The organism is Crocinitomicaceae bacterium, assembly GCA_016708105.1.
In the GTDB taxonomy this organism is placed as follows: Bacteria; Bacteroidota; Bacteroidia; order Flavobacteriales_D; family Crocinitomicaceae; genus JADJGJ01.
The window spans coordinates 1,365,929-1,385,811 of sequence record JADJGJ010000001.1; the positions used below are offsets into that span (position 1 = coordinate 1,365,929).

Here is a 19,883-nt window from a genome sequence, read left to right on the forward strand (position 1 = left end):
TTATTGATTAGTTGGACCACCTGTGTTAACCGGTGCGCCACCTGTTGGTTTTGCTGTTACATTTCCGGTAATGCGAACAACTTTACTTGGTTCATTGCCAGCATTGGAGGTAATGGTAACTGATTTATTAATTGGTCCAGGGTTGTTGGTATTATACTTCACTGTAATTTTTGCAGATGCACCGGGTGCAATGGGTTCTTGAGGGCAAACAGGTACGGTACATCCGCATGATCCTTTACAAAGTGAAATAATCAAGGGTTCTGTTCCGGTGTTGGTAACTGTAAAAGTACATTCACCGTTAGCACCTTGTTCAATGGTACCGTAGTCATGAACATCTTTGTCAATGGTAATTACTGCTTTGCTTGATGAGTTTACCTCTGTTTGAGCATGAACTCCTGATGAAAATGTGAACACACCTGCAAGCGCAACAGATATTGAAAGTAATGTGTTTTTCATAATGCGTTTAATAATTAACTGTACCAAATTTAAGGAGCGTTTTTAATCTGTTAAAATGTTTAACACATCATTAACAAAATTATTCTTCTGCGTTTTTTTCAGGTGAGACGACTGATGGCGCTATTACGTTGCCTTTAATAAATACCTCAAGCATGGCATAGTTGGATGCATTGGAAAAAATGCGCACGCTTTTGTTGAATGGCCCTGTTCTGGCTGTATTATATTTAACGAGTATCACGGCTGATTCACCCGGCGCAATAGGTTCTTTTGGATATTGCGGAACAGTGCATGAGCATGATCCCTGACATGATGATATGAGTAAGGGTTCAGTGCCTCGGTTAAATACCTTGAATTCACAGGTACCGTTTCCGTTTTGCTCAATGGTGCCAAAATCATGTGTGGTTTTATCTGTTTCAATTACTGCTCCCTGAGATAATGGATCAGGTGCTGCAGATTGACTTAGATAAGAAATTGTGCCAAGCGTTGCGATCATAAAAGCGAAGGATAATACTGTTTTCATAATTTATTTTTTAGTTATACTTCGTTTATTCGTCTCAAATTTATTTCTCTTTTTCGCTGGTTTTGAAAGTTTAACAACACCTTAACAAGTTGCTTTGTGTGCAGAATGTGAAATAAATTTTAGAAATACATTAGGAATCTACCAATCTTTTACTTTAATTTTATAGGTGCAAGAAATTTGCATGAATAAAATGATTTTTTATTTCGCGGGTTGAATGTTTAACTTAGCGTTCCTATTAAAAAAGATAAACAAAAGATGAGTGTTGTAACAGAGACAACGTTGAAAGATGCGCTGCGGAAGTATTTTGGTTTCGGTAGCTTTAAAGGTGAACAAGAACGTATTGTTCAAAATGTACTGGATGGTAAAAACACGTTTGTCATCATGCCAACCGGTGGCGGCAAATCATTGTGTTACCAATTACCGGCGTTGATTTCAGAAGGCACTGCGATTATCGTTTCTCCGCTAATTGCCTTGATGAAAAATCAGGTAGATGCTATCAGGCACGTGAGTGAATCTGATGAAATTGCACATTTTTTAAATTCTTCTCTTACAAAAGCTGAGATAAAAAAAGTGAGAGATGATATTGTTCAAGGTAAAACCAAGTTACTTTATGTTGCGCCCGAGTCACTCACTAAACAAGAGAATATTGATTTTCTTACCGGCGTTCCAATCTCATTTTTTGCCATTGATGAAGCGCATTGTATTTCAGAATGGGGACATGATTTCAGACCTGAGTATCGCCGCCTGAGAGAAATTTTTGAAAAAATCAGCAATGTTCCAATCATCGCGTTAACGGCTACTGCAACACCTAAAGTTCAGCATGACATTCAAAAAAATCTGAACATGCTGGATGCAACAATTTTTAAAATGTCTTTCAACCGCGAGAATTTATTCTATGAAGTCCGCCCTAAAAGAGATGTTGAGAAAAGTATTATTCGTTTCATTAAAGAGCGTCCCGGAAAGTCAGGTATTATTTATTGCCTGAGTCGTAAAAAAGTGGAAGAGATGGCTGAGCTCCTCCAAGTGAACGGAATCAATGCACTTGCCTACCATGCAGGTTTGGAATCTGCCGTGCGTGGCAAACATCAAGATATGTTTTTGATGGAAGAAGCTGAAGTCATTGTAGCAACCATTGCTTTTGGAATGGGTATTGACAAACCGGATGTGCGTTACGTCATTCACCACGATATCCCAAAAAGTCTTGAAAGTTATTATCAAGAAACAGGGCGCGCCGGACGTGATGGAGGTGAAGGGGTTTGTTTGACTTTCTACAGTTATAAAGACATTGAAAAACTTGAAAAATTTCTTCAGGGCAAGGCTGTATCTGAACAGGAAATAGGCAAACAATTATTGCATGAAACGGTTTCGTATGCTGAAACTTCTGTTTGTCGTCGCAAGTATATTCTGCATTATTTTGGTGAACATTTTAATGAAGAGCGATGCAATGCAATGTGCGATAACTGCAAAAATCCGCGTGAAAAAACTGAAGGAAAAGATGAAGTACTCCTGTTCCTGAAATCAGTGGAGGCTTTACATGAACAACAAAAAGCAAAATATGTATGTGAGTTTATTGTTGGACGTGAAACAAGTGAAATCAAATCGTACAAACATGACAAAGAACCACTATATGGAAATGGAAAAGCAAGAGATTTAATTTTCTGGAATGCGGTTGCAAGACAATGTTTGGTTTCTGATTTACTCATGAAAGAAATTGAAAGTTACGGTACCTTAAAACTCACTGAAAAGGGAAGAGCTTTTATTGCTAAACCAACATCATTTCTTCTGCTTAAAGAACATGACTATACCGGAGATCATGATGATGACGGTGATAGTCCAAAAGGCAGCACAACATCAGATGAAGTGCTATATAAAATGTTGCTTGATCTCAGAAAAAAAGTTTCAAGAGACAAAAATATTCCTCCCTTTGTGATTTTTCAAGAGCCGTCTCTGCAAGACATGGCAGTTCATTATCCAATCACCTTTGAAGAGCTTACCAATATTCAGGGAGTAGGGCAGGGTAAGGCCATGCGTTACGGTAAACCATTTATTGAACTTATTGCACGTTACGTTGAAGAAAATGACATTGATCGTCCGCAAGATTTTGTAGTAAAATCTATTGTCAATAAATCAGGATTAAAGGTGCAGATTATTCAAAACGTTGATCGCAAAATGCCTCTTGAAGCTATCGCAAAATCTCAAGGAAAAGGTATTGCCGATGTGATTTCTGAAATTGAAGCAATCGTTAGTTCAGGTACAAAAATTAATCTTGATTACTACATTGATGATTTAATTGATGAAGAAGATCAAGAAAGTATTTACGATTATTTCAGAGAAGCAGAATCTGATGATATTGATTCAGCGCTAAAAGAATTTGGCGGAGATTTTGAAGAAGAACAATTGCGGTTAATGCGCATTAAATTTATGAGTGAAATGGCGAATTAATTTTGTCCAAAATGACATCAAAAAGCTACCTACACCAAGGTAGCTTTTTCTTTTTCAAATCTTCTCATTAATAAATAGAAGCCCAGTGCAGTGAATGCACTTAAGGCAATGAGTACCATAAAAAGCGCTTCAAAACTATATTTGTTTGCAATGCCTAATCCAAGTAAGGGAGCCAAACTCAATGCAATTCCAAAAGCCGCTGAATAAAGTGCTGCATATTGTCCCTGCTTTTCTTTTGCCGGGCGCGATAAGGTAAAATTCATCATAAAAGGCATGGCAAATATTTCTCCAAATGTGATGATGACCGTGTACAAAAGCACGAAAATCAAATTGGCCTGGCTGAAATAAAGAATGATAAATGCAATTGGAATGCTGATTGCTCCATAAGTAATTAAGCGAAATATTTTTTTCTGCGACTCAAGAACGAGCATGAGAGGCAATTCAATCAAAGCTACCAAGCCTCCGTTTACCGCAAGTACCCAACCTATCACATCTTCATCAAAATGACCAACCCGATCAAGGTATTGCGGCACACTTGAGAAAAACTGAAAAAAACAAATACCATACGTAGTTACCAAAAAAATAAAAATCAGATAATCAAAATCACGATACGCTGATAGAGGACTAGTTTTTTCCGCAGCATCAGTTGACACTTGTTTAGTTGGTTTCAAAGTAGGTAAATAAAGCAATACAATCAGCGCGGCAAGAATACTGGTTGCGGCATCAATCAATAATAGCGGATGAAATCCCATTTTAAATGCAATAAATCCGCCAATGGCCGGCCCTACTGAAACTCCCAAATTGATAGCAAGCCTTACTAATGAAACTGACCTGGTGCGGTTTTCAGGAGTACTGTAGAGCGCCATCCCTTTTGAAATAGCCGGTCTGAATGAGTCAGCTGCAAAGGCATAAATAAACATGATCACTGCAATAGCATTGAGGTTGGTGAACAGAATCATAACCGGTAAAAAAAATCCACTGAACAAGAGACTCATAATCATCACCGTTCTGAAATTATATTTATCAGATAGCCATCCGCCTACAAACGCTCCTAAAATTCCGCCAATACCATAAACAAATAATACCATGCCGGCCTGAGTCAATGAATAGTGAAGTTCGTTCGTGAGGTAAAGTGAGGTAAACATCATGACCATGGAACCACTGCGGTTAATGAACATGGCAAAGGCCAATATCCAAATGTTGCGGTTCAGGTTTGACAAAGCGCGTTGGTAAATATTGAGTGGAAAAAGCATGCCGTGCAAAGATAAAGAATCGAATCTTTTCTTATCTTGTATGTACACCTTCATGAAAGTAATCAATTGATGAGAAAAAAAATTGCAATGACTGATTTAACTGAGCTGGCGTCATTTAATAGTGGCTATATCAGCGGAGGTATGGATTATTGGACTCTTTATCTTCACAAAGAATTTCCACAGTATCTTTTTATTTTTTCTGATGGTGTAAATTTTGGTTGGGAATATACGCGGTGGGAATATGCGCCCATGATTTCAAAAGATGAGATTCATTTTTTTAAGTCAGATACTGTTGCCAATATTGAGAAGTGCAAGAAAATAATTGATCTGAAAAAAAACTCTGTTCATGATTTGGGATTGTCGTATCCTGACATGTGAGAGAATGACGGCTCCATGTCAAATCGGTTTGAATTGTACATGAAGATAAAGTGAAGAAAACACATTTTATGCCGCATTGCAACCATCCTTAAAAACTCTGCCTATCTTTGCGTCAAATTTGCGTGGCAATGAAATTTGAACTTACACAAGAATTTCTTGACCAGCTGGTTCTGAACCTTGAACAAGGTCAGAATGAATCAGTAGCTGAGCAAATCAGACCGCTTCACCCGGCTGATATTGCTGATGTCATGCAAAATGTATCCATTGAACAGGCACGTAAAATTTACGAGTTACTTGATGAAGAAGTTGCCGCTGAATCAATCATTGAACTAGAAGAAGAGTTTAGAGAAAACCTGCTGAAATTATTTTCACCAGAAGAAATTGCTGAGCAAGTAGATAATTTGGATTCTGATGACGCAGCTGATTTGTTGGGTGAATTACCAGAGCAACAAATTGATGAGGTAATTGCGCAAATGGAAGACCGTGAACACGCGTCTGAAGTAACTGAACTTTTAAATTACGATGAAGATACCGCCGGCGGTTTAATGCAAAGTGAATTCATGCGTGCAAACTGGAACTGGCCTGTGGATAAAACCGTGGTTGAATTACGCAAGCAGGCTGAGCAGGTTGAAAAAGTATATTCGATTTACATTGTTGATGATGATGAGCATTTAAAAGGAATTTTATCACTGAAGCAATTACTTTTTGCACAGCCTAAAACACCAATTCGGGATATTTATAAAGAGCGTGATTTGCACGTGGCTAAAACGCATGACTCAAGTGAGGATGTTGCTTCATTAATGGAGAAATATGATTTGGTGTCATTGCCCGTGGTTGACAGACAAAATAAATTGGTGGGTCGTATTACCATTGATGATGTGGTGGATGTAATTCGTGAAGAAGCTGAGAAAGATTTTCAGATGGCAAGTGGTATCACTCAAAACGTAGAATCAACTGCCAGCGTATTTAGACATACGCGGTCTCGCTTACCTTGGATTATTATTGGTTTAGTTGGAGGGGTAGCAAGTTCACAAATTATAAAAGGTTACGAAGGGCAAATTGATATCAATCCTAGTCTTGCATTTTTTATTCCTCTCATTGTTGCAACTGCCGGTAATGTAGGAGTTCAATCATCGGCAATCATTGTGCAGGGCTTGGCTACTAAAGAATTTCAATTCAACGGTATTTTCAAACAAGTAATGAAAGAATCAGCCATTGGCTTACTGGTTGGTTTAATTTGTTCTCTCATCATTTTTGGTGTCAGCTATGCTTTAGATGGCGATCTGAATCTTGGTTTAACTATTGGAATTTCTCTCTTCATTGTGGTAATTATTGCTGCTATTTTAGGTGCATTTATTCCCTTATTTCTTGACAGAATTAAAATTGATCCGGCACTTGCTACAGGTCCATTTATCACAACTGCCAATGATATTATTGGCTTAAGTATTTATTTTCTTGTCGCCTATTTTGTGTACTTGTAAATCTTTTCAATTTTATAAAATCAGTTGTCAGAATGGTGTAACCAAGTGAAAAAATAATTGACACTGTAAAATTTTGGCAATTGACATCTATCATAGCGTCATAAAAAAACACTAGGATAGAAATTGTCATACAATGACTTGGATGTGCAAGATACTATGTTTGAAATCATGAATATTGTCAGTGCATTCTCGTAAATTTGTATCATCTAAAAAAGATAACTATGAAAAAATTTCTGAAATGGACTGTGATCATTTTGCTGATAGGTATGGTGATTATTCAATTTATACGCATTGATAAATCAGTGCCTGAGTATGATAAGAGTGGAGATTTTACCGCAGTGAATTCACAAGATGCTGAAGGAATTAAACTTCTTAAGAATGCTTGTTATGATTGTCATTCTTATGAATCAAAGTATCCTTGGTATTCAAATATAGCCCCGGTTTCATGGATGGTTGGTCATCATATTGAAGAAGGGCGTGAGCATTTGAATTTCTCTTTATGGACTTCCTATTCTGTTGAAGATAAAGCAGAGATTATTGAAGAGAGCTGTGAAGAAATTCAGGAAGGTGAAATGCCAATGAGTGGATACGTTCGCATGCATGCAGAAGCTGATTTATCTGAACAAGACAAACAGGTTTTAATTACTTACTTGAAATCCGCTGCGGTGGGTAATCCATCCATGCAATCAGGCGGTGAAGATGAACAGGATGAAGATTAACAACTGAAAAAATTGTGATAAAAAAAATTGCATTCATTGATACCGTACACGATGTACTTCAAAAAGGGCTCACATCTATGGGGTGGCAATGTGATGATTTGTCTGAAAAATCTAAAACAGAAATTGATGCGGTGATTGGTGAATATCATGGAATTGTTATTCGCAGCCGCTTTCCAATGAATGAAGATTTTCTGAGAAATGCACAAAAAGTAGAATTCATTGCCCGTTCAGGCGCAGGTATGGAAAATATTGATGTGCCGTATTGCGCAAGCCGAGGCATTGAATTATTTAATGCCCCTGAAGGAAATAGAAATGCAGTAGCAGAGCATGCCTTGGGTATGCTCTTGTCTCTTTTCAATCATCTCAATCGGTGTGATCGTGAAGTGCGATCAGGCATTTGGTTGAGAGAAGAAAACAGAGGTACTGAGCTGGACGGAAAAACTGTTGGCATCATTGGCTACGGTAATAATGGTTCTGCTTTTGCAAACAAATTGAGAGGCTTTGATGTGCAAGTGCTGGCTTATGATAAATACAAAGATGAATACGGAACCAAATGGGTTAAAGAAACTACCTGGGAAGACATTCAACAACATGTTGACGTTTTGAGTTTACACATTCCGCAAAATGAAGAAACTAAATATCTCATCAATGATCAACTCATTGAAAGTTTTTCAAAACCATTTTACCTGATTAATTTATCACGAGGAAAAATAGTTGAAACAGCCGCACTGGTTAGAGGTATTGAATCAGGGAAAATTCTTGGCGCATGCCTTGATGTGAACGAATATGAAAAGGCATCTTTTGAAAATTTATTTGAAGATATAAATACCCTACCCAAACCAATGCAGTATATTTTGAAATCAGAAAAGGTATTGCTGTCACCTCATGTTGGAGGATGGACCCACGAATCATACTTCAAATTGAGCGAGGTATTATTGCAGAAAATTAAGCAGCATTACAAAGTATGATACCAATTTAGCGTGTTGGAACATTTATTTTATTAACAATGACCATCAACTCGGTGGTTGCCCTGTTTTAAGGCATTCCGGCATATTAAACAGGAATTATTAAACAAAATTTGGCTCAATAATTGCCTACAACTACTTGCCAGACAATATTTTTTCCTTATATTCGTTACCAGCTATAAGGATTGACAGAGACGATCCGGCCAAAACAAAGTAAAAACCAATAGAACCTTAACACAATGAAAAAAGTAATTTTAGCAGGAATCGCGGGAGTATTTGTACTTGGAATGACAAGCTGTGGTGGTGGCCATACTTGTGATGCTTACAGAAAAGCTGACTATACCAAATACAAAGCTGAACAAACTAAAAAAATTGAGTTGAATATCAACCTGAAAAAAAAGAAATAAGCTTTTGTTTATTTTATCGGCCTCCGGTTTTTCCCGGGGGCTTTTTTTTTATATACCTCTCTAATCTTTATATTTGAACATTATCTCAATTAACTATGGCAAAAGCTAAACATCCTAAAGGACTTCCGTATCTGTTCTTCTCTGAAATGTGGGAGCGATTCGGTTATTACCTCATGATCGGAATTTTTACCCTGTATCTCAAAGATGCTGTGGATGGTTTTGGAATGACTGAAGCAGAAGCGTCAGATTTGTATGGAACCTTCATTGCTTTTGTTTTTCTTACTCCTTTTATTGGGGGACTGCTCGCTGACAGGGTACTGGGGTATCGCAGATCCATCACTTTTGGCGGAATTTTGATGGGTATTGGTTATTGCCTCATGTCTGTGCATGATATTACTATGTTGTATATCTCCATGACATTAGTGATTTTAGGTAACGGTTTTTTCAAACCAAATATCTCTACGCTGCTTGGTAATTTGTATAATGATGCGCAATACAAACCGTTAAAAGATGAAGGGTACAACATCTTCTACATGGGAATTAATATTGGAGCTTTTGTCTGCAATTTTTTTGGTGCGGCTCTCTATAATATTATGGGTTGGGGCGCTGCGTTTTTTGCAGCCGGTATAGGTATGTTTATTGGCATTATTATTTTTTGGATAGGTACAAGACATTATGCACACGCAGATGTAATTAAGCCCAAATCAGAAAAAGATTTACCATTGATTAAAATTTTCGGATTCATTTTGTTGCCTTCTGTTGCTTTTGGAATGTTAGCGCTATTGTTGCCAACGCCATTGGTGGGTTCTAAAACTACGGATGCGTTTTTATTTGGATGTATACCGGTCATATTTTTCTACGCGCGTTTGCTCATCAAATCACCCGACAACGAGAAAAGACCTATTGCAGCAATGCTCGCAATTTTTGCCGTGGTGATTGCTTTCTGGGCTGTGTTCAAACAGAATGGATCTACATTGAATACCTGGGCTGACCGCTACACTGACCGTGAGATACCAACAGAAATGCTGCCCACCATGAAAACATTAAGTCTGGTAGACACCATTCCGTATGTAAAAGATTCAGTCGTTGTGATGGATGCACAATTCAGAGTGAAAGATAAAAAGTTGAAAGAATGGAATTATCCGTCATACTATAAAAATTTACCTGAAGAGCATAAACCGCAAGATGGGGGTGCTGTGTATGCATTTAATACCAATTTGTTTCAATCAGTTAATCCATTTTGGGTAGTTGCTTTTACACCTTTAGTGCTTGCATTTTTTGGATTTTTGAAACGAAGGGGTAAAGAACCTACAACGCCGGCAAAAATTGCATTTGGTCTAATTATTTCTGCTTTGTCCTGTCTTGTGATGGTGGGCGGAGTTTATGCCGCCCAGAATGGTGCAGTGAAAACTTCTGCCTGGTGGTTCATCTCGTCATACGCCGTTATCACTATTGGTGAATTATTCTTGAGTCCAATGGGATTATCGCTGGTAAGTAAATTGAGTCCGCCTAGATTAACTGCCTTAATGATGGGTGGCTGGTTTTTAGCCACTTCAATTGGGAATAAACTGTCCGGTGTATTGTCATCTTTGTGGGATGGATATGAAAACAAAGCCAATTTCTTTGTAGTGAACTTTCTCCTTCTTTTGGCAGCCGGATTACTGATGTTTGGTATGATGAAATGGCTTAATAAAATTTTTAGAGAACATGGAGCTTCCTAATTTCTTTTAATCTCTGAAAGATTTAGCAAAGAAATTCTGTCTTATTATTGTTGGTAGGGGATCTACCTTAATCCCGTGAAGAAAAAAAATAGTACTTTCAAGTCGTTGATTGCGGTATAAACTTGATGTAATTGTAATCAATAGAATAGCTTTCACTAGTTTGAAAAGTAAATGAGCTTATGGCGTAACATATCAAATCTTGGAATAAAATCTGAATCAGATCCAAGTACCATACGCCGGTCACAAATGACCAATCGGATGATTTTTATTGCAATCTGCATGGGGTTTTCTTATATCCCGATGTATATTTCTATTGGATCTTTTGAACCCTTGTTTCAAAATATTTTACTTACTTCTCTTACCGCAACCTTATTTTTTTTCTCAGCCCGCGGTAAGCATGAAGTTGCGGCTTTCTTACTTTGTTTACTTATTCTTACGCATATACTTACCGTATCTATTTTAATTCAAGGCGGCACAGGGCGCTACTACCTGATTGAGGTTTCGGTATTAGGTTTTACAATGATCAGAAGTGTGCGCACCAGTTTTATTTTATTCATGCTTTGTCTTATTGCGTTTTTTATTGCTGAATCTGCGCATTATTTTATTGAACCTCTGTTTGTGAGAAATAATGATGAAAACGTGATTGTGTATGCATTCAATATTGTGCTTATTTTTTTTGGTGGTCTCTATTTGATTTATCATCTCAAACGCACAAACGATTATTTTGCAAAAAATTTAATTGAACAAAAAGATCGCATTGAATTGCAGCATGCCCAGCTTGAGGAAACGCATCGTGAAATCAAAGATTCTATTGTGTATGCCAAAAGAATTCAGTCAGCTATTTTACCTCCCGTTGAAAAACTTTCTGTTTTTTTCAAGGATCATTTTGTTCTCTACATCCCAAAAGATATTGTTGCCGGAGATTTTTACTGGATTCAAGAGTCACAAGATTACCACAGACTAGCCACGGCAGAAAGTGAAAGTGGATCATATAAAATATTTATTGCAGTTGCTGATTGCACCGGACACGGTGTTCCGGGTGCTATGATGAGTGTCATGTGCAGCAATAGTTTGAATAGAGCAGTGAAAGAATTTCAAATTCATGCGCCTGGTCAAATTTTGGATAAAACGCGTGATCTTTTAGTAGACATGCTGCATGAGTCTGGTCAAACAATTCATGACGGAATGGACGCTGCATTAGTCTCCGTTGAATTTGACAAGCATCATAAATTAAAGGCAATTGAATTTGCCGGTGCGCAAAATCCATTATGGTTGGTAAGACATGGAGAACTGATAGAAATGCCCGGAGATAAACAACCTGTCGGTCATTTTGAAAAGGCTGTTTCCTATCAAACGCATCGTATTGATGTGCAAAAAGGAGACATGATTTATTTGTTTACAGATGGACTGGCTGATCAGTTTGGTTCTGAAAATCATACTGAAAAAGATGCCAAGATTAAAAAATTTGGTATAAAAAAATTGCGCAGATTACTTAGTATGATCAGTGAATTGAGTCCTCATGAACAAAAGAAAGCCATTCAAAATTCTTTTCAGGCTTGGAAAGGAAATATTGATCAGTTAGATGATGTTTGTATTCTTGGATTCAGAGTTTAATCGCATACAGTAGGCGCAGGTCGCGACCTGTGCCTACTGTATGCGGGTTTATTATCCAATCAATATTAAAAAAAAAATCCCCGATTGTTCACCGGGGATTTTTTTTGATTGCTTAGCAAAACTTGTTATTGTTTCATGATTTTTTCAACCACTACTTTTTGTTCAGAGAAAAGTTGAACGGTGTACATTCCACCGGCCAAATATTCAAGATCAAGTATGGTGTTATTATAAAGTATTGTTCCTTCAGCTACAATTTGTCCGTTGATATCTCTGATGACATAATTTGTAAACAATTCCGGATTGTCAACGTGAATAGTAAGCTGGCTATTAGTTGGATTTGGATACAATGAAATCAGACCCAATTCTTCATCTTGTACCTGTACAGTAGATCCGCCCGGATCAAATGCAGATGCTGTTTTATTAGAACGAGATGAGTTGTGATCTTGAACTTTTGATGAGGTACAAGGATCTGCCAGATTGAATGTTACCATATAATCTAAACCTGTTACTACCGGCGGTGTATCAGGAAAAGTGTTTCCAACAGTGATATCATCTCCGATAACTACCCAGCCATTAGTAGGGTCATAACGGAGAACATCTATTGAGGTATAATTGATTCCCTCGTAATCATCCCAGCTTAGATCGTAATCAATTCCGTTAGATGTATTGGCCACTACGTGAATAGTTTTATGTACAAAACTTGGATAGCTTTCACCTCCGCATGCATCGTAGGATGTCATATAATATCTCCATGACCGATCCATAGGGGATGCATCATTATCTTGAAAAAATGATTCAAGGGAAGAATCACGAGAAACAACTTTTTCAAAAATTCCATAATCTGAAGTCTCACGGTAAATATTAAAACCTGAAATATTTTGGGTGATATCTTTTTCCCAAACCACGGTATTGTATGTTAAGGATGTGTCTACCGTGAGTAAGCAAATAGATGGTTGATATGGTTTTTCATTCTGAAGTTTTACGGTAAGATATCCGGTACATCCTGCCTGATCAGTATAGGTAAGCGTATAATTGCCTGCGGATATTCCTGATAAATCTTCAGTAGTTGCTCCGGTATTCCATTCATAGAATGCAGGTGTATCCCAAAAAGGATCAACAAAAATATCTACTGCTCCATCTGTGTTACCACAGGTTGGTTTGGTTGTTTCATTTACATAAAGATATACGTTGGTTGGATTAGAAATTGTTTTACCCCAAGTTACTGTGCAGCCTGCACCATCTTGCACGGTGCACGAATAAACTCCGCCGGTGAGTGTCCAAATATCTTCAGTACTTGCAAAGCCGGGTACTCCGTTTTTTGTCCAGTTCCAGTTGTAAGTGCCAACTCCTGTTCCTCCGGTGGTTGTTATATCAATTCCACCACTTGGAGCTGAAATACAATCACTATTATCATAAGCTCCTTCAACTTTTACTTTCAAAGCAGAATCAAGAATTTCATACGTTCCAAAGAAATTACAATTGGCTGTTGTATGGACAGCAACTGAATATTCACCGGGACCAGAACTCAATGTTGCACTTGTCTGACCATTAGACCAGATTATTTCACTCACGCTGCCTGTGGTTGGTGTGATTGTTAAAGTAACCATACCATTTTGACCAATGCATTTTCTCTCAACGCTATTATATGATACAGCAATATCTGAATCGCTGATGTGGGCTTTTTTAACAGCCTTGCAACCATTTTGATCTTCTACGTTCAGATAGTAAACACCTGATGATAAATTGTCTATCATGGTTGTTGTTACGCCAAGTTCAGTTTTTCCGGTTGACCAGTATACATCATAGGGGGCAGCACCACCGGTAATAAAAGCATCAACTGAACCATCTGCGTTGGTGCAAGTACTTTGATATTCATTCATCGTGACACTTGGATTCTCTACAAAATAGATTGATAGTGTATTATTGCCGACACAACCTGTTCCATCTTCAAGCAAGTAGTCAACGTACATTGAATAATCATTTTCATAATAATATGCAGAAGCATCCGGAATGATGAGCGCACCACTTGTTGATTGGTAATAAGGATTACCTGTCAGGTATGAAAAAGTACCCCCGGGTTGATCAACATAATCATAAAGATTTACCGGATTTCCAAAATTACATAAGGTTAGTGATGGAACATTAAACGTGACTTCAATTTGTCCGTTTACAGGCACTGCAGTGAGTGAACCTGTGGCTGTTTGTGATGGGTCAGCCCCATTGTACGAGTCAACAAAAATATTGATGTCATCAGTTGTTAACGTACCTGCCGGTGGAGGTGTACTCCAGCTTACAAAAACATTGAAATAATGAGTGGTTGTATTGCCACTTACATCAGGTGTGCCTGCAAAGTAATCAAGGTAACCGTTTGCAAAGGATAATGATACACCACATGCATCACCATCGTTATCAGTTACAACAACCGCAAGCTGTTTTGTGTCACCACCAAAACAAATAGGATCGGTATCAGAGAGATAAATATTATCGATTACCGGACTGTTTTGTGAAAGTGCAGAAACACCGATAAAACAACAGACAAGAGAAGTCAGTTTTTTAAGCATATTATATTCAAGTTTTTGGTTAGGCGCAACAAAACTAATGAAAGTATCGGAATTACAAACAATTACTAAATCGTTATGAAATTACCAATGCAATCAAAAGTGCAATCAAGCACTAAGGCTATTGCATTGATTGAGACGCAATAAAGAAAAAAAGCGTTGGTTGTTTTTTTACAAGTTTTCAACAATGATGGCTGATGCACCACCTCCGCCGTTACAAATAGCAGCGGCTCCACGTTTGCCCCCGTTTTGTTTTAATACGTTGATCAGGGTGACAACAATGCGTGAACCGGAATTTCCGAGTGGGTGTCCTAAAGAAACTGCACCACCATTCACATCCGTTTTTGCTGCGTCAATGCCAAGCCCTTTTATATTGGCAAGTCCAACTACAGAAAAAGCCTGATTTAATTCCCAGAAATCAACATCACCGGTTTTCAAACCAGCTTTTTCAAGCGCTTTATTCACCGCAAGGGTAGGTGAAGTTGTAAACCATTCCGGTGCTTGTGCAGCATCTGCGTAAGACACAATTTTTGCAATAGGTTTCAGGTTATGTTTCTTTACTGCTTCTTCACTTGCAAGAATCAAGGCTGAAGCACCATCATTCAAGGTTGATGCGTTTGCTGCAGTTACTGTTCCTGCTTTGTCAAATACAGGTGAAAGAGAAGGAATTTTATCCAGATTTACATTTTTATACTCCTCATCTTCTGACACAATGATTGCATCTCCTTTGCGTTGAGGCACAGCCACCGGTACAATTTCATTATTAAATTTTCCTTCAGACCAGGCTTTGGCTGATCTTTTATATGATTCAATGGCAAACTGATCTTGTTCTTCACGTGAGATGTTTTTTTCTTTCGCACATTTCTCTGCACAAACACCCATGTGTACTTGATTATAAACATCCGTCAAACCATCTTTCACCATGCCGTCAACCATTTTTACATCGCCTAATTTTGTTGCACTGCGCGCGTGAAAATAATGCGGAACCAAACTCATGTTTTCCATACCTCCAGCAACCACAAGTTCATTATCTCCGGCAGCAATGGATTGAGCCCCCAACATAATGGCTTTCATTCCTGAAGCACAAACTTTATTTACGGTGGTGCAAGCAACGCCTTGGTCAAGTCCGGCAAATAATGCTGCCTGACGTGCCGGAGCCTGTCCAATATTTGCCTGTAAAACGCAACCCATAAATACTTCGTTAATCATGCCGGCTTGTATGCCTGCTTTTTCAATGGCACCTTTAATTGCGGTTGCTCCAAGCTGAGATGCTGATACAGTTGATAAAGCTCCTCCGAAACTTCCTATCGGTGTTCTAACTGCGGCAATGATATAGATGTCTTTCATAATTTTTTGAATCTTCGTTTAGTTTGACAAAATTAGTAAAAAAGCGATGAGGAATTGGTTGAAAAGTTTAAAAGTTGATGGGTTTCTAAAACTTTTTCGGCTACTGGCCTTCTCCCTTTGAGGGGAGACAGAGAGGGGTGACAACCCCGAACGGTAAAAAAATTAACTTTTAATTTTCTTCAACCACTCCATCAACTCCATGTCATCGATATTTTCTTTTTCAGATTTATCGTAGATCGAAAGTAGATAAACAGTGGTTTCTTGAACAAATAAATGAGTGATTACTCTCGCACCACCAGATTTACCTTTTCCTTTTGAGGCAATTGCCATCCGAATTTTATAGCAAGATTTACCGATTGATTTTCCTTGAATAGGATTTTTTTCGAGTGATGAAATTAATTTTCCTAAATCTTCTTTTATAGAACGATATTTTTTAGCCAACTGTTTTAGTTCACGCGCAAAATTATCAGTGTAAAGAACCTCAAAGCTCATTCAGTAATTGACGAGCAGACTTAAGTTTTATTTTTCCCCGCTTAGCAAGATTTACTTGATCGACAGCTTCTTTAAGTCCTTCAAGAACTTTAGCTTTGGATGTAGTTGCTTTAGACTTTTGCATTTTTTTTACATCAGCAAAGGCTTCAATTAAGTCAGATTTGATTTTTAAAAGCTGCTCGTATTTCTTCATTTTATCGACAATTTTTTCCCACTCAGTCACAGGTAATTGTACTGCACTAATATTGCCTTTATTGTCGTTTAAGTATTGAAGTGATAATTTCATGAAAACAAAGGTAAGAAATTTTGAAGGGATTTGCAATGGTAGGTAAGCAGAGTTACTAAATAACCGTTTGCTTCGTCTTTATCACAAATCAAACAAAATTAGTTAGCTTTAGAATGATGATAAAAAAATGGAGATAGTATTGAACAAAAAATTTCAATTTAAGATGTCGGCTTCACCAACAATTATCCCGTTTATCCTTTGACATTTATATTCAACCGTACCTAAGGAATCAGTTGCAGTCGGGTTACAATTATCGAAGTAGATAATACTCCAACCTTCTTCTTTACCGTTTTGGTTGTAAAATTTTTCTGAGTTCAAACAACCTGATGGATAAAAAATTTTCTTTGTGCCAATTTGTTTCCCATTTTCAAAATGACCTGATTCTAAAATATTACCTTTTTCGTTATACTTTGCATAGATTCCATTTGGACGACCATTTACAAAAAGTTCCAATTGTCCTTGGAGTGACGCCATCATTGTGATATAAAATCCACGTTCCGTTTTTTTTATCATTCAAATAATTCCCCTCTTCAATTTTTCCATCAGCAAGATAATTTTTCTCAGGCATGTCTTTGCCATAAATAATCCAATAGCCTTGTTTTAAACCATTGGCATCAATTTGATTTATTGTATCGGTTTGTGCAGAACTATTTTTACTCAGAAAACTGAATGAAATAATGAGAGAGATGAAAATAAATTTTTGCATTAAAATCTAATTCAATGTGATTGTGAATGGGCAATTACTGAAATGTACAAAAAATATTATTGTTTAACGAATTTTTTATTGATTCAACCTTACGCCCCGGATAGCAGTGACAGCCTTTAATTACATTTGATTAAGTGAAGCTTTGTTTTAGACTGCGACCAACGGAAGCGGGAAGAAAACTTAGCTGAACAAGCAAATGGAATTGAAGCTATAGCGGATAGCCGGAAAAGGCGCAAAATAAATACTATGATTCTCGATGTCACCCCTCTCGGTCTCCCCTCGAAGGGAGAAGGCCAGTGGCAGAATTGGATTGTTTTTAAACTCTTCAACTCTCATTTTTTCAACTCTCAGCTAACAAAACTCTAAGAACATTTGGAAGAACGACAAAGAAATCCTACCTTTGCACCCCGTTTACGAGGGTAAGCGGCCGGATACCGTACCGGAAAATTGTTTAACGCGTCTGTTGAAATCGGGAAGACAGGCTACAAATCTAAATGCCTCATGGCTGAAGATAAACCGAAAAAAGCAGCTTCTGATGAAGGAGCAGCAAAGAAAAAAGCGTCAAAAATCACTGCTAAAAATGCAGATGTCAAAGCAGACGCAAAATCTACCACCAAAGTAAAAGCGGCAATTCGCAAAGTTGTTGATGAAGAAGCAGATTTAATTGCTACTGACATTCGCAAAGATGATGAACCGTTGTTTGAAGAAACAGCCGACATCAGAAAAGTGATCAGCGCCGTTATTCCTAAAGAAGAATTTGATTGGAATGCTTACGAAAATGATGGTAAAACAGCAGCAGAACTTGCTGAGCTTGACAAAAAGTATGATAATACCCTAAACTCAATAGCTGAGAAAGAAGTTATTGACGGTGTCGTTATTGCACTTACGCAAAAAGAAGTTGTGATAAACGTGAATTACAAATCTGAAGGTGTTATTCCTATCAACGAATTCCGTTACAATCCTGATCTGAAAGTTGGTGATTCTGTTGAAGTGTATGTTGAATCTCTTGAAGACAAATCAGGACAATTGGTGCTTTCACATAAAACTGCGCGCACACACCGCGCATGGCAGCGTGTTAATGACGTGTTGCGTTCTGGTGAGGTTATTACCGGTTTTGTAAAATGTCGTACAAAAGGTGGTTTAATTGTTGATGTATTTGGTATTGAAGCTTTCTTACCGGGTTCACAAATTGATGTTAAACCTATTCGTGATTACGATCAGTATGTAGGTAAAAATATGGAGTTCAAAGTGGTTAAAATTAACCCTGAATTCCGCAACGTGGTTGTTTCTCACAAAGCGCTTATTGAAGCAGAACTTGAAGAGCAGAAGAAACAAATCATCGGTGGTCTTGAAAAAGGACAAGTACTTGAAGGTACTGTTAAAAACATTACTTCATACGGAGTATTTGTTGACCTTGGTGGCGTAGATGGATTGATTCACATCACTGACCTTTCATGGGGTCGTGTTAATCATCCTGAAGAAATTGTTCAGCTTGACTCTAAAATCAATGTGGTTATTCTTGATTTTGATGACAGCAAAAAACGTATTGCATTGGGTCTTAAACAACTTCAGGCACATCCTTGGGATGCTCTTGATCAAAACATGCAAGTAGGTGATAAGGTAAAAGGTAAAGTAGTGGTTATTGCAGATTACGGTGCGTTTATTGAAATTGCTGCAGGTGTTGAAGGGTTGATTCACGTATCTGAAATGTCTTGGTCACAACATTTACGTTCTGCTCAAGACTTCCTGAAAGTTGGTGATGAAGTTGAAGCAGTTGTGCTGACACTTGATCGAGATGAGCGCAAAATGTCTTTAGGTATTAAACAATTGATGCCTGATCCTTGGGCTGATATTGAAACTAAATATCCGGTTGACTCTAAACACAGTGCTACTGTACGTAACTTCACAAACTTTGGTGTATTCGTAGAATTAGAAGAAGGTGTTGATGGCTTGATTCATATCTCAGATCTTTCATGGTCTAAGAAAATTAAACATCCATCTGAATTCTGCAAAGTAGGTGATAAAATGGAAGTGATTGTACTTGAACTTGACCGCGACAACCGTCGTATTGCGTTAGGGCACAAACAACTTGAAACAAATCCATGGGATGTATTTGAGTCTACTTTCACTGAAGGATCAATTCATAAAGGAACAATCATTGAAGAGAAAAAAGATAAAGCGGCCATCGTTTCTTTACCTTATGGTGTTGAAGGAATTTGTCCTAAAAAACACTTACGTAAAGCTGACGGAAGCAACGCCAATGTTGATGAGTCACTTGATTTCAAAGTGATTGAGTTTAATAAAGATGCTAAAAAAATTGTAGTATCACATACTCGCACGTTTGAAGAAGGAACAGATGATGAAGCACCACGTGGTAAAAAGAAAACTACAACTGCAGGTGGTCAGAATAAAGCGGTGAAAGAAATCAACGATTCAAATGAGAAATCAACACTCGGAGATTTAGATGCTTTGTCTGCACTGAAATCTGAAATGGAAGGAAAAGGGAAATAGTTTTTCTCTTCTTGAAGAATACGAAAC

The 19,883-nt window shown here is 37.8% G+C and carries 18 protein-coding genes; 9 read left to right on the top strand and 9 right to left on the bottom strand.

Annotation, left to right across the window (positions count from 1 at the left end):
* Window positions 1-456 (bottom strand): DUF1573 domain-containing protein, encoded by a 456-nt coding sequence (locus IPH66_05850; protein ID MBK7128875.1) that lies wholly within the window; start codon window positions 454-456, stop codon window positions 1-3.
* Between the two features lie 79 nt (window positions 457-535).
* The gene (locus IPH66_05855) at window positions 536-976 is read right to left on the bottom strand and encodes a DUF1573 domain-containing protein (protein ID MBK7128876.1); all 441 of its coding nucleotides are present in this window, start codon (window positions 974-976) and stop codon (window positions 536-538) included.
* Window positions 977-1,231: 255 nt separating this feature from the next.
* Here IPH66_05855 and recQ point away from each other — a divergent pair, with 255 nt between their 5' ends.
* Entirely contained in the window at window positions 1,232-3,418 is a 2,187-nt protein-coding gene (gene recQ, locus IPH66_05860; protein ID MBK7128877.1) for a DNA helicase RecQ, read from the top strand.
* A 29-nt stretch (window positions 3,419-3,447) separates the two neighbouring features.
* On the opposite strand, the gene IPH66_05865 is transcribed toward recQ, so the two are convergent.
* Window positions 3,448-4,671, bottom strand: a complete 1,224-nt coding sequence (locus IPH66_05865; protein ID MBK7128878.1) for an MFS transporter — start codon at window positions 4,669-4,671, stop codon at window positions 3,448-3,450.
* 69 nt (window positions 4,672-4,740) lie between these two features.
* Here IPH66_05865 and IPH66_05870 point away from each other — a divergent pair, with 69 nt between their 5' ends.
* The 7 genes from IPH66_05870 (at window position 4,741) to IPH66_05900 (ending at window position 11,956) form a co-directional block, all read left to right on the top strand.
* Entirely contained in the window at window positions 4,741-5,049 is a 309-nt protein-coding gene (locus IPH66_05870) for a hypothetical protein (protein ID MBK7128879.1), read from the top strand.
* Window positions 5,050-5,177: 128 nt separating this feature from the next.
* A complete protein-coding gene (gene mgtE / locus IPH66_05875; GenBank protein MBK7128880.1) occupies window positions 5,178-6,530 on the top strand; it encodes a magnesium transporter in 1,353 nt (450 codons plus the stop codon).
* 266 nt (window positions 6,531-6,796) lie between these two features.
* A complete protein-coding gene (locus tag IPH66_05880; protein MBK7128881.1) occupies window positions 6,797-7,249 on the top strand; it encodes a heme-binding domain-containing protein in 453 nt (150 codons plus the stop codon).
* Window positions 7,250-7,326: 77 nt separating this feature from the next.
* Window positions 7,327-8,217 (top strand): hypothetical protein, encoded by an 891-nt coding sequence (locus tag IPH66_05885; protein MBK7128882.1) that lies wholly within the window; start codon window positions 7,327-7,329, stop codon window positions 8,215-8,217.
* A 236-nt stretch (window positions 8,218-8,453) separates the two neighbouring features.
* Window positions 8,454-8,621 (top strand): hypothetical protein, encoded by a 168-nt coding sequence (locus IPH66_05890; protein ID MBK7128883.1) that lies wholly within the window; start codon window positions 8,454-8,456, stop codon window positions 8,619-8,621.
* Between the two features lie 95 nt (window positions 8,622-8,716).
* Window positions 8,717-10,342, top strand: coding sequence for a peptide MFS transporter (locus IPH66_05895; protein MBK7128884.1), 1,626 nt, complete (start codon window positions 8,717-8,719; stop codon window positions 10,340-10,342).
* 171 nt (window positions 10,343-10,513) lie between these two features.
* Window positions 10,514-11,956, top strand: coding sequence for a serine/threonine-protein phosphatase (locus IPH66_05900; protein MBK7128885.1), 1,443 nt, complete (start codon window positions 10,514-10,516; stop codon window positions 11,954-11,956).
* 125 nt (window positions 11,957-12,081) lie between these two features.
* Here the strand turns inward: IPH66_05900 and IPH66_05905 are convergent, their stop codons facing one another.
* From IPH66_05905 to IPH66_05930, 6 genes are all read right to left on the bottom strand, one after another.
* Entirely contained in the window at window positions 12,082-14,517 is a 2,436-nt protein-coding gene (locus IPH66_05905) for a T9SS type A sorting domain-containing protein (GenBank protein MBK7128886.1), read from the bottom strand.
* A gap of 168 nt (window positions 14,518-14,685) precedes the next feature.
* On the bottom strand, window positions 14,686-15,861 hold the full coding sequence (locus IPH66_05910) for a thiolase family protein (protein ID MBK7128887.1): 1,176 nt from the start codon (window positions 15,859-15,861) through the stop codon (window positions 14,686-14,688).
* Between the two features lie 162 nt (window positions 15,862-16,023).
* Window positions 16,024-16,353: a type II toxin-antitoxin system RelE/ParE family toxin gene (locus tag IPH66_05915; protein MBK7128888.1), complete on the bottom strand. Its 330-nt coding sequence runs from the start codon at window positions 16,351-16,353 to the stop codon at window positions 16,024-16,026.
* Window positions 16,343-16,546, bottom strand: coding sequence for a hypothetical protein (locus tag IPH66_05920; GenBank protein ID MBK7128889.1), 204 nt, complete (start codon window positions 16,544-16,546; stop codon window positions 16,343-16,345). The genes IPH66_05915 and IPH66_05920 overlap by 11 nt, the downstream gene beginning before the upstream one ends.
* Before the next feature lie 246 nt (window positions 16,547-16,792).
* Window positions 16,793-17,116, bottom strand: a complete 324-nt coding sequence (locus IPH66_05925; protein ID MBK7128890.1) for a hypothetical protein — start codon at window positions 17,114-17,116, stop codon at window positions 16,793-16,795.
* Window positions 17,043-17,345, bottom strand: a complete 303-nt coding sequence (locus IPH66_05930; GenBank protein MBK7128891.1) for a hypothetical protein — start codon at window positions 17,343-17,345, stop codon at window positions 17,043-17,045. Before IPH66_05930 ends, IPH66_05925 begins: the two co-directional genes overlap by 74 nt.
* Before the next feature lie 726 nt (window positions 17,346-18,071).
* Between IPH66_05930 and rpsA the strand changes: the two genes are divergently transcribed.
* Window positions 18,072-19,856: a 30S ribosomal protein S1 gene (gene rpsA, locus IPH66_05935; GenBank protein MBK7128892.1), complete on the top strand. Its 1,785-nt coding sequence runs from the start codon at window positions 18,072-18,074 to the stop codon at window positions 19,854-19,856.
* Window positions 19,857-19,883: the final 27 nt, after the last annotated feature.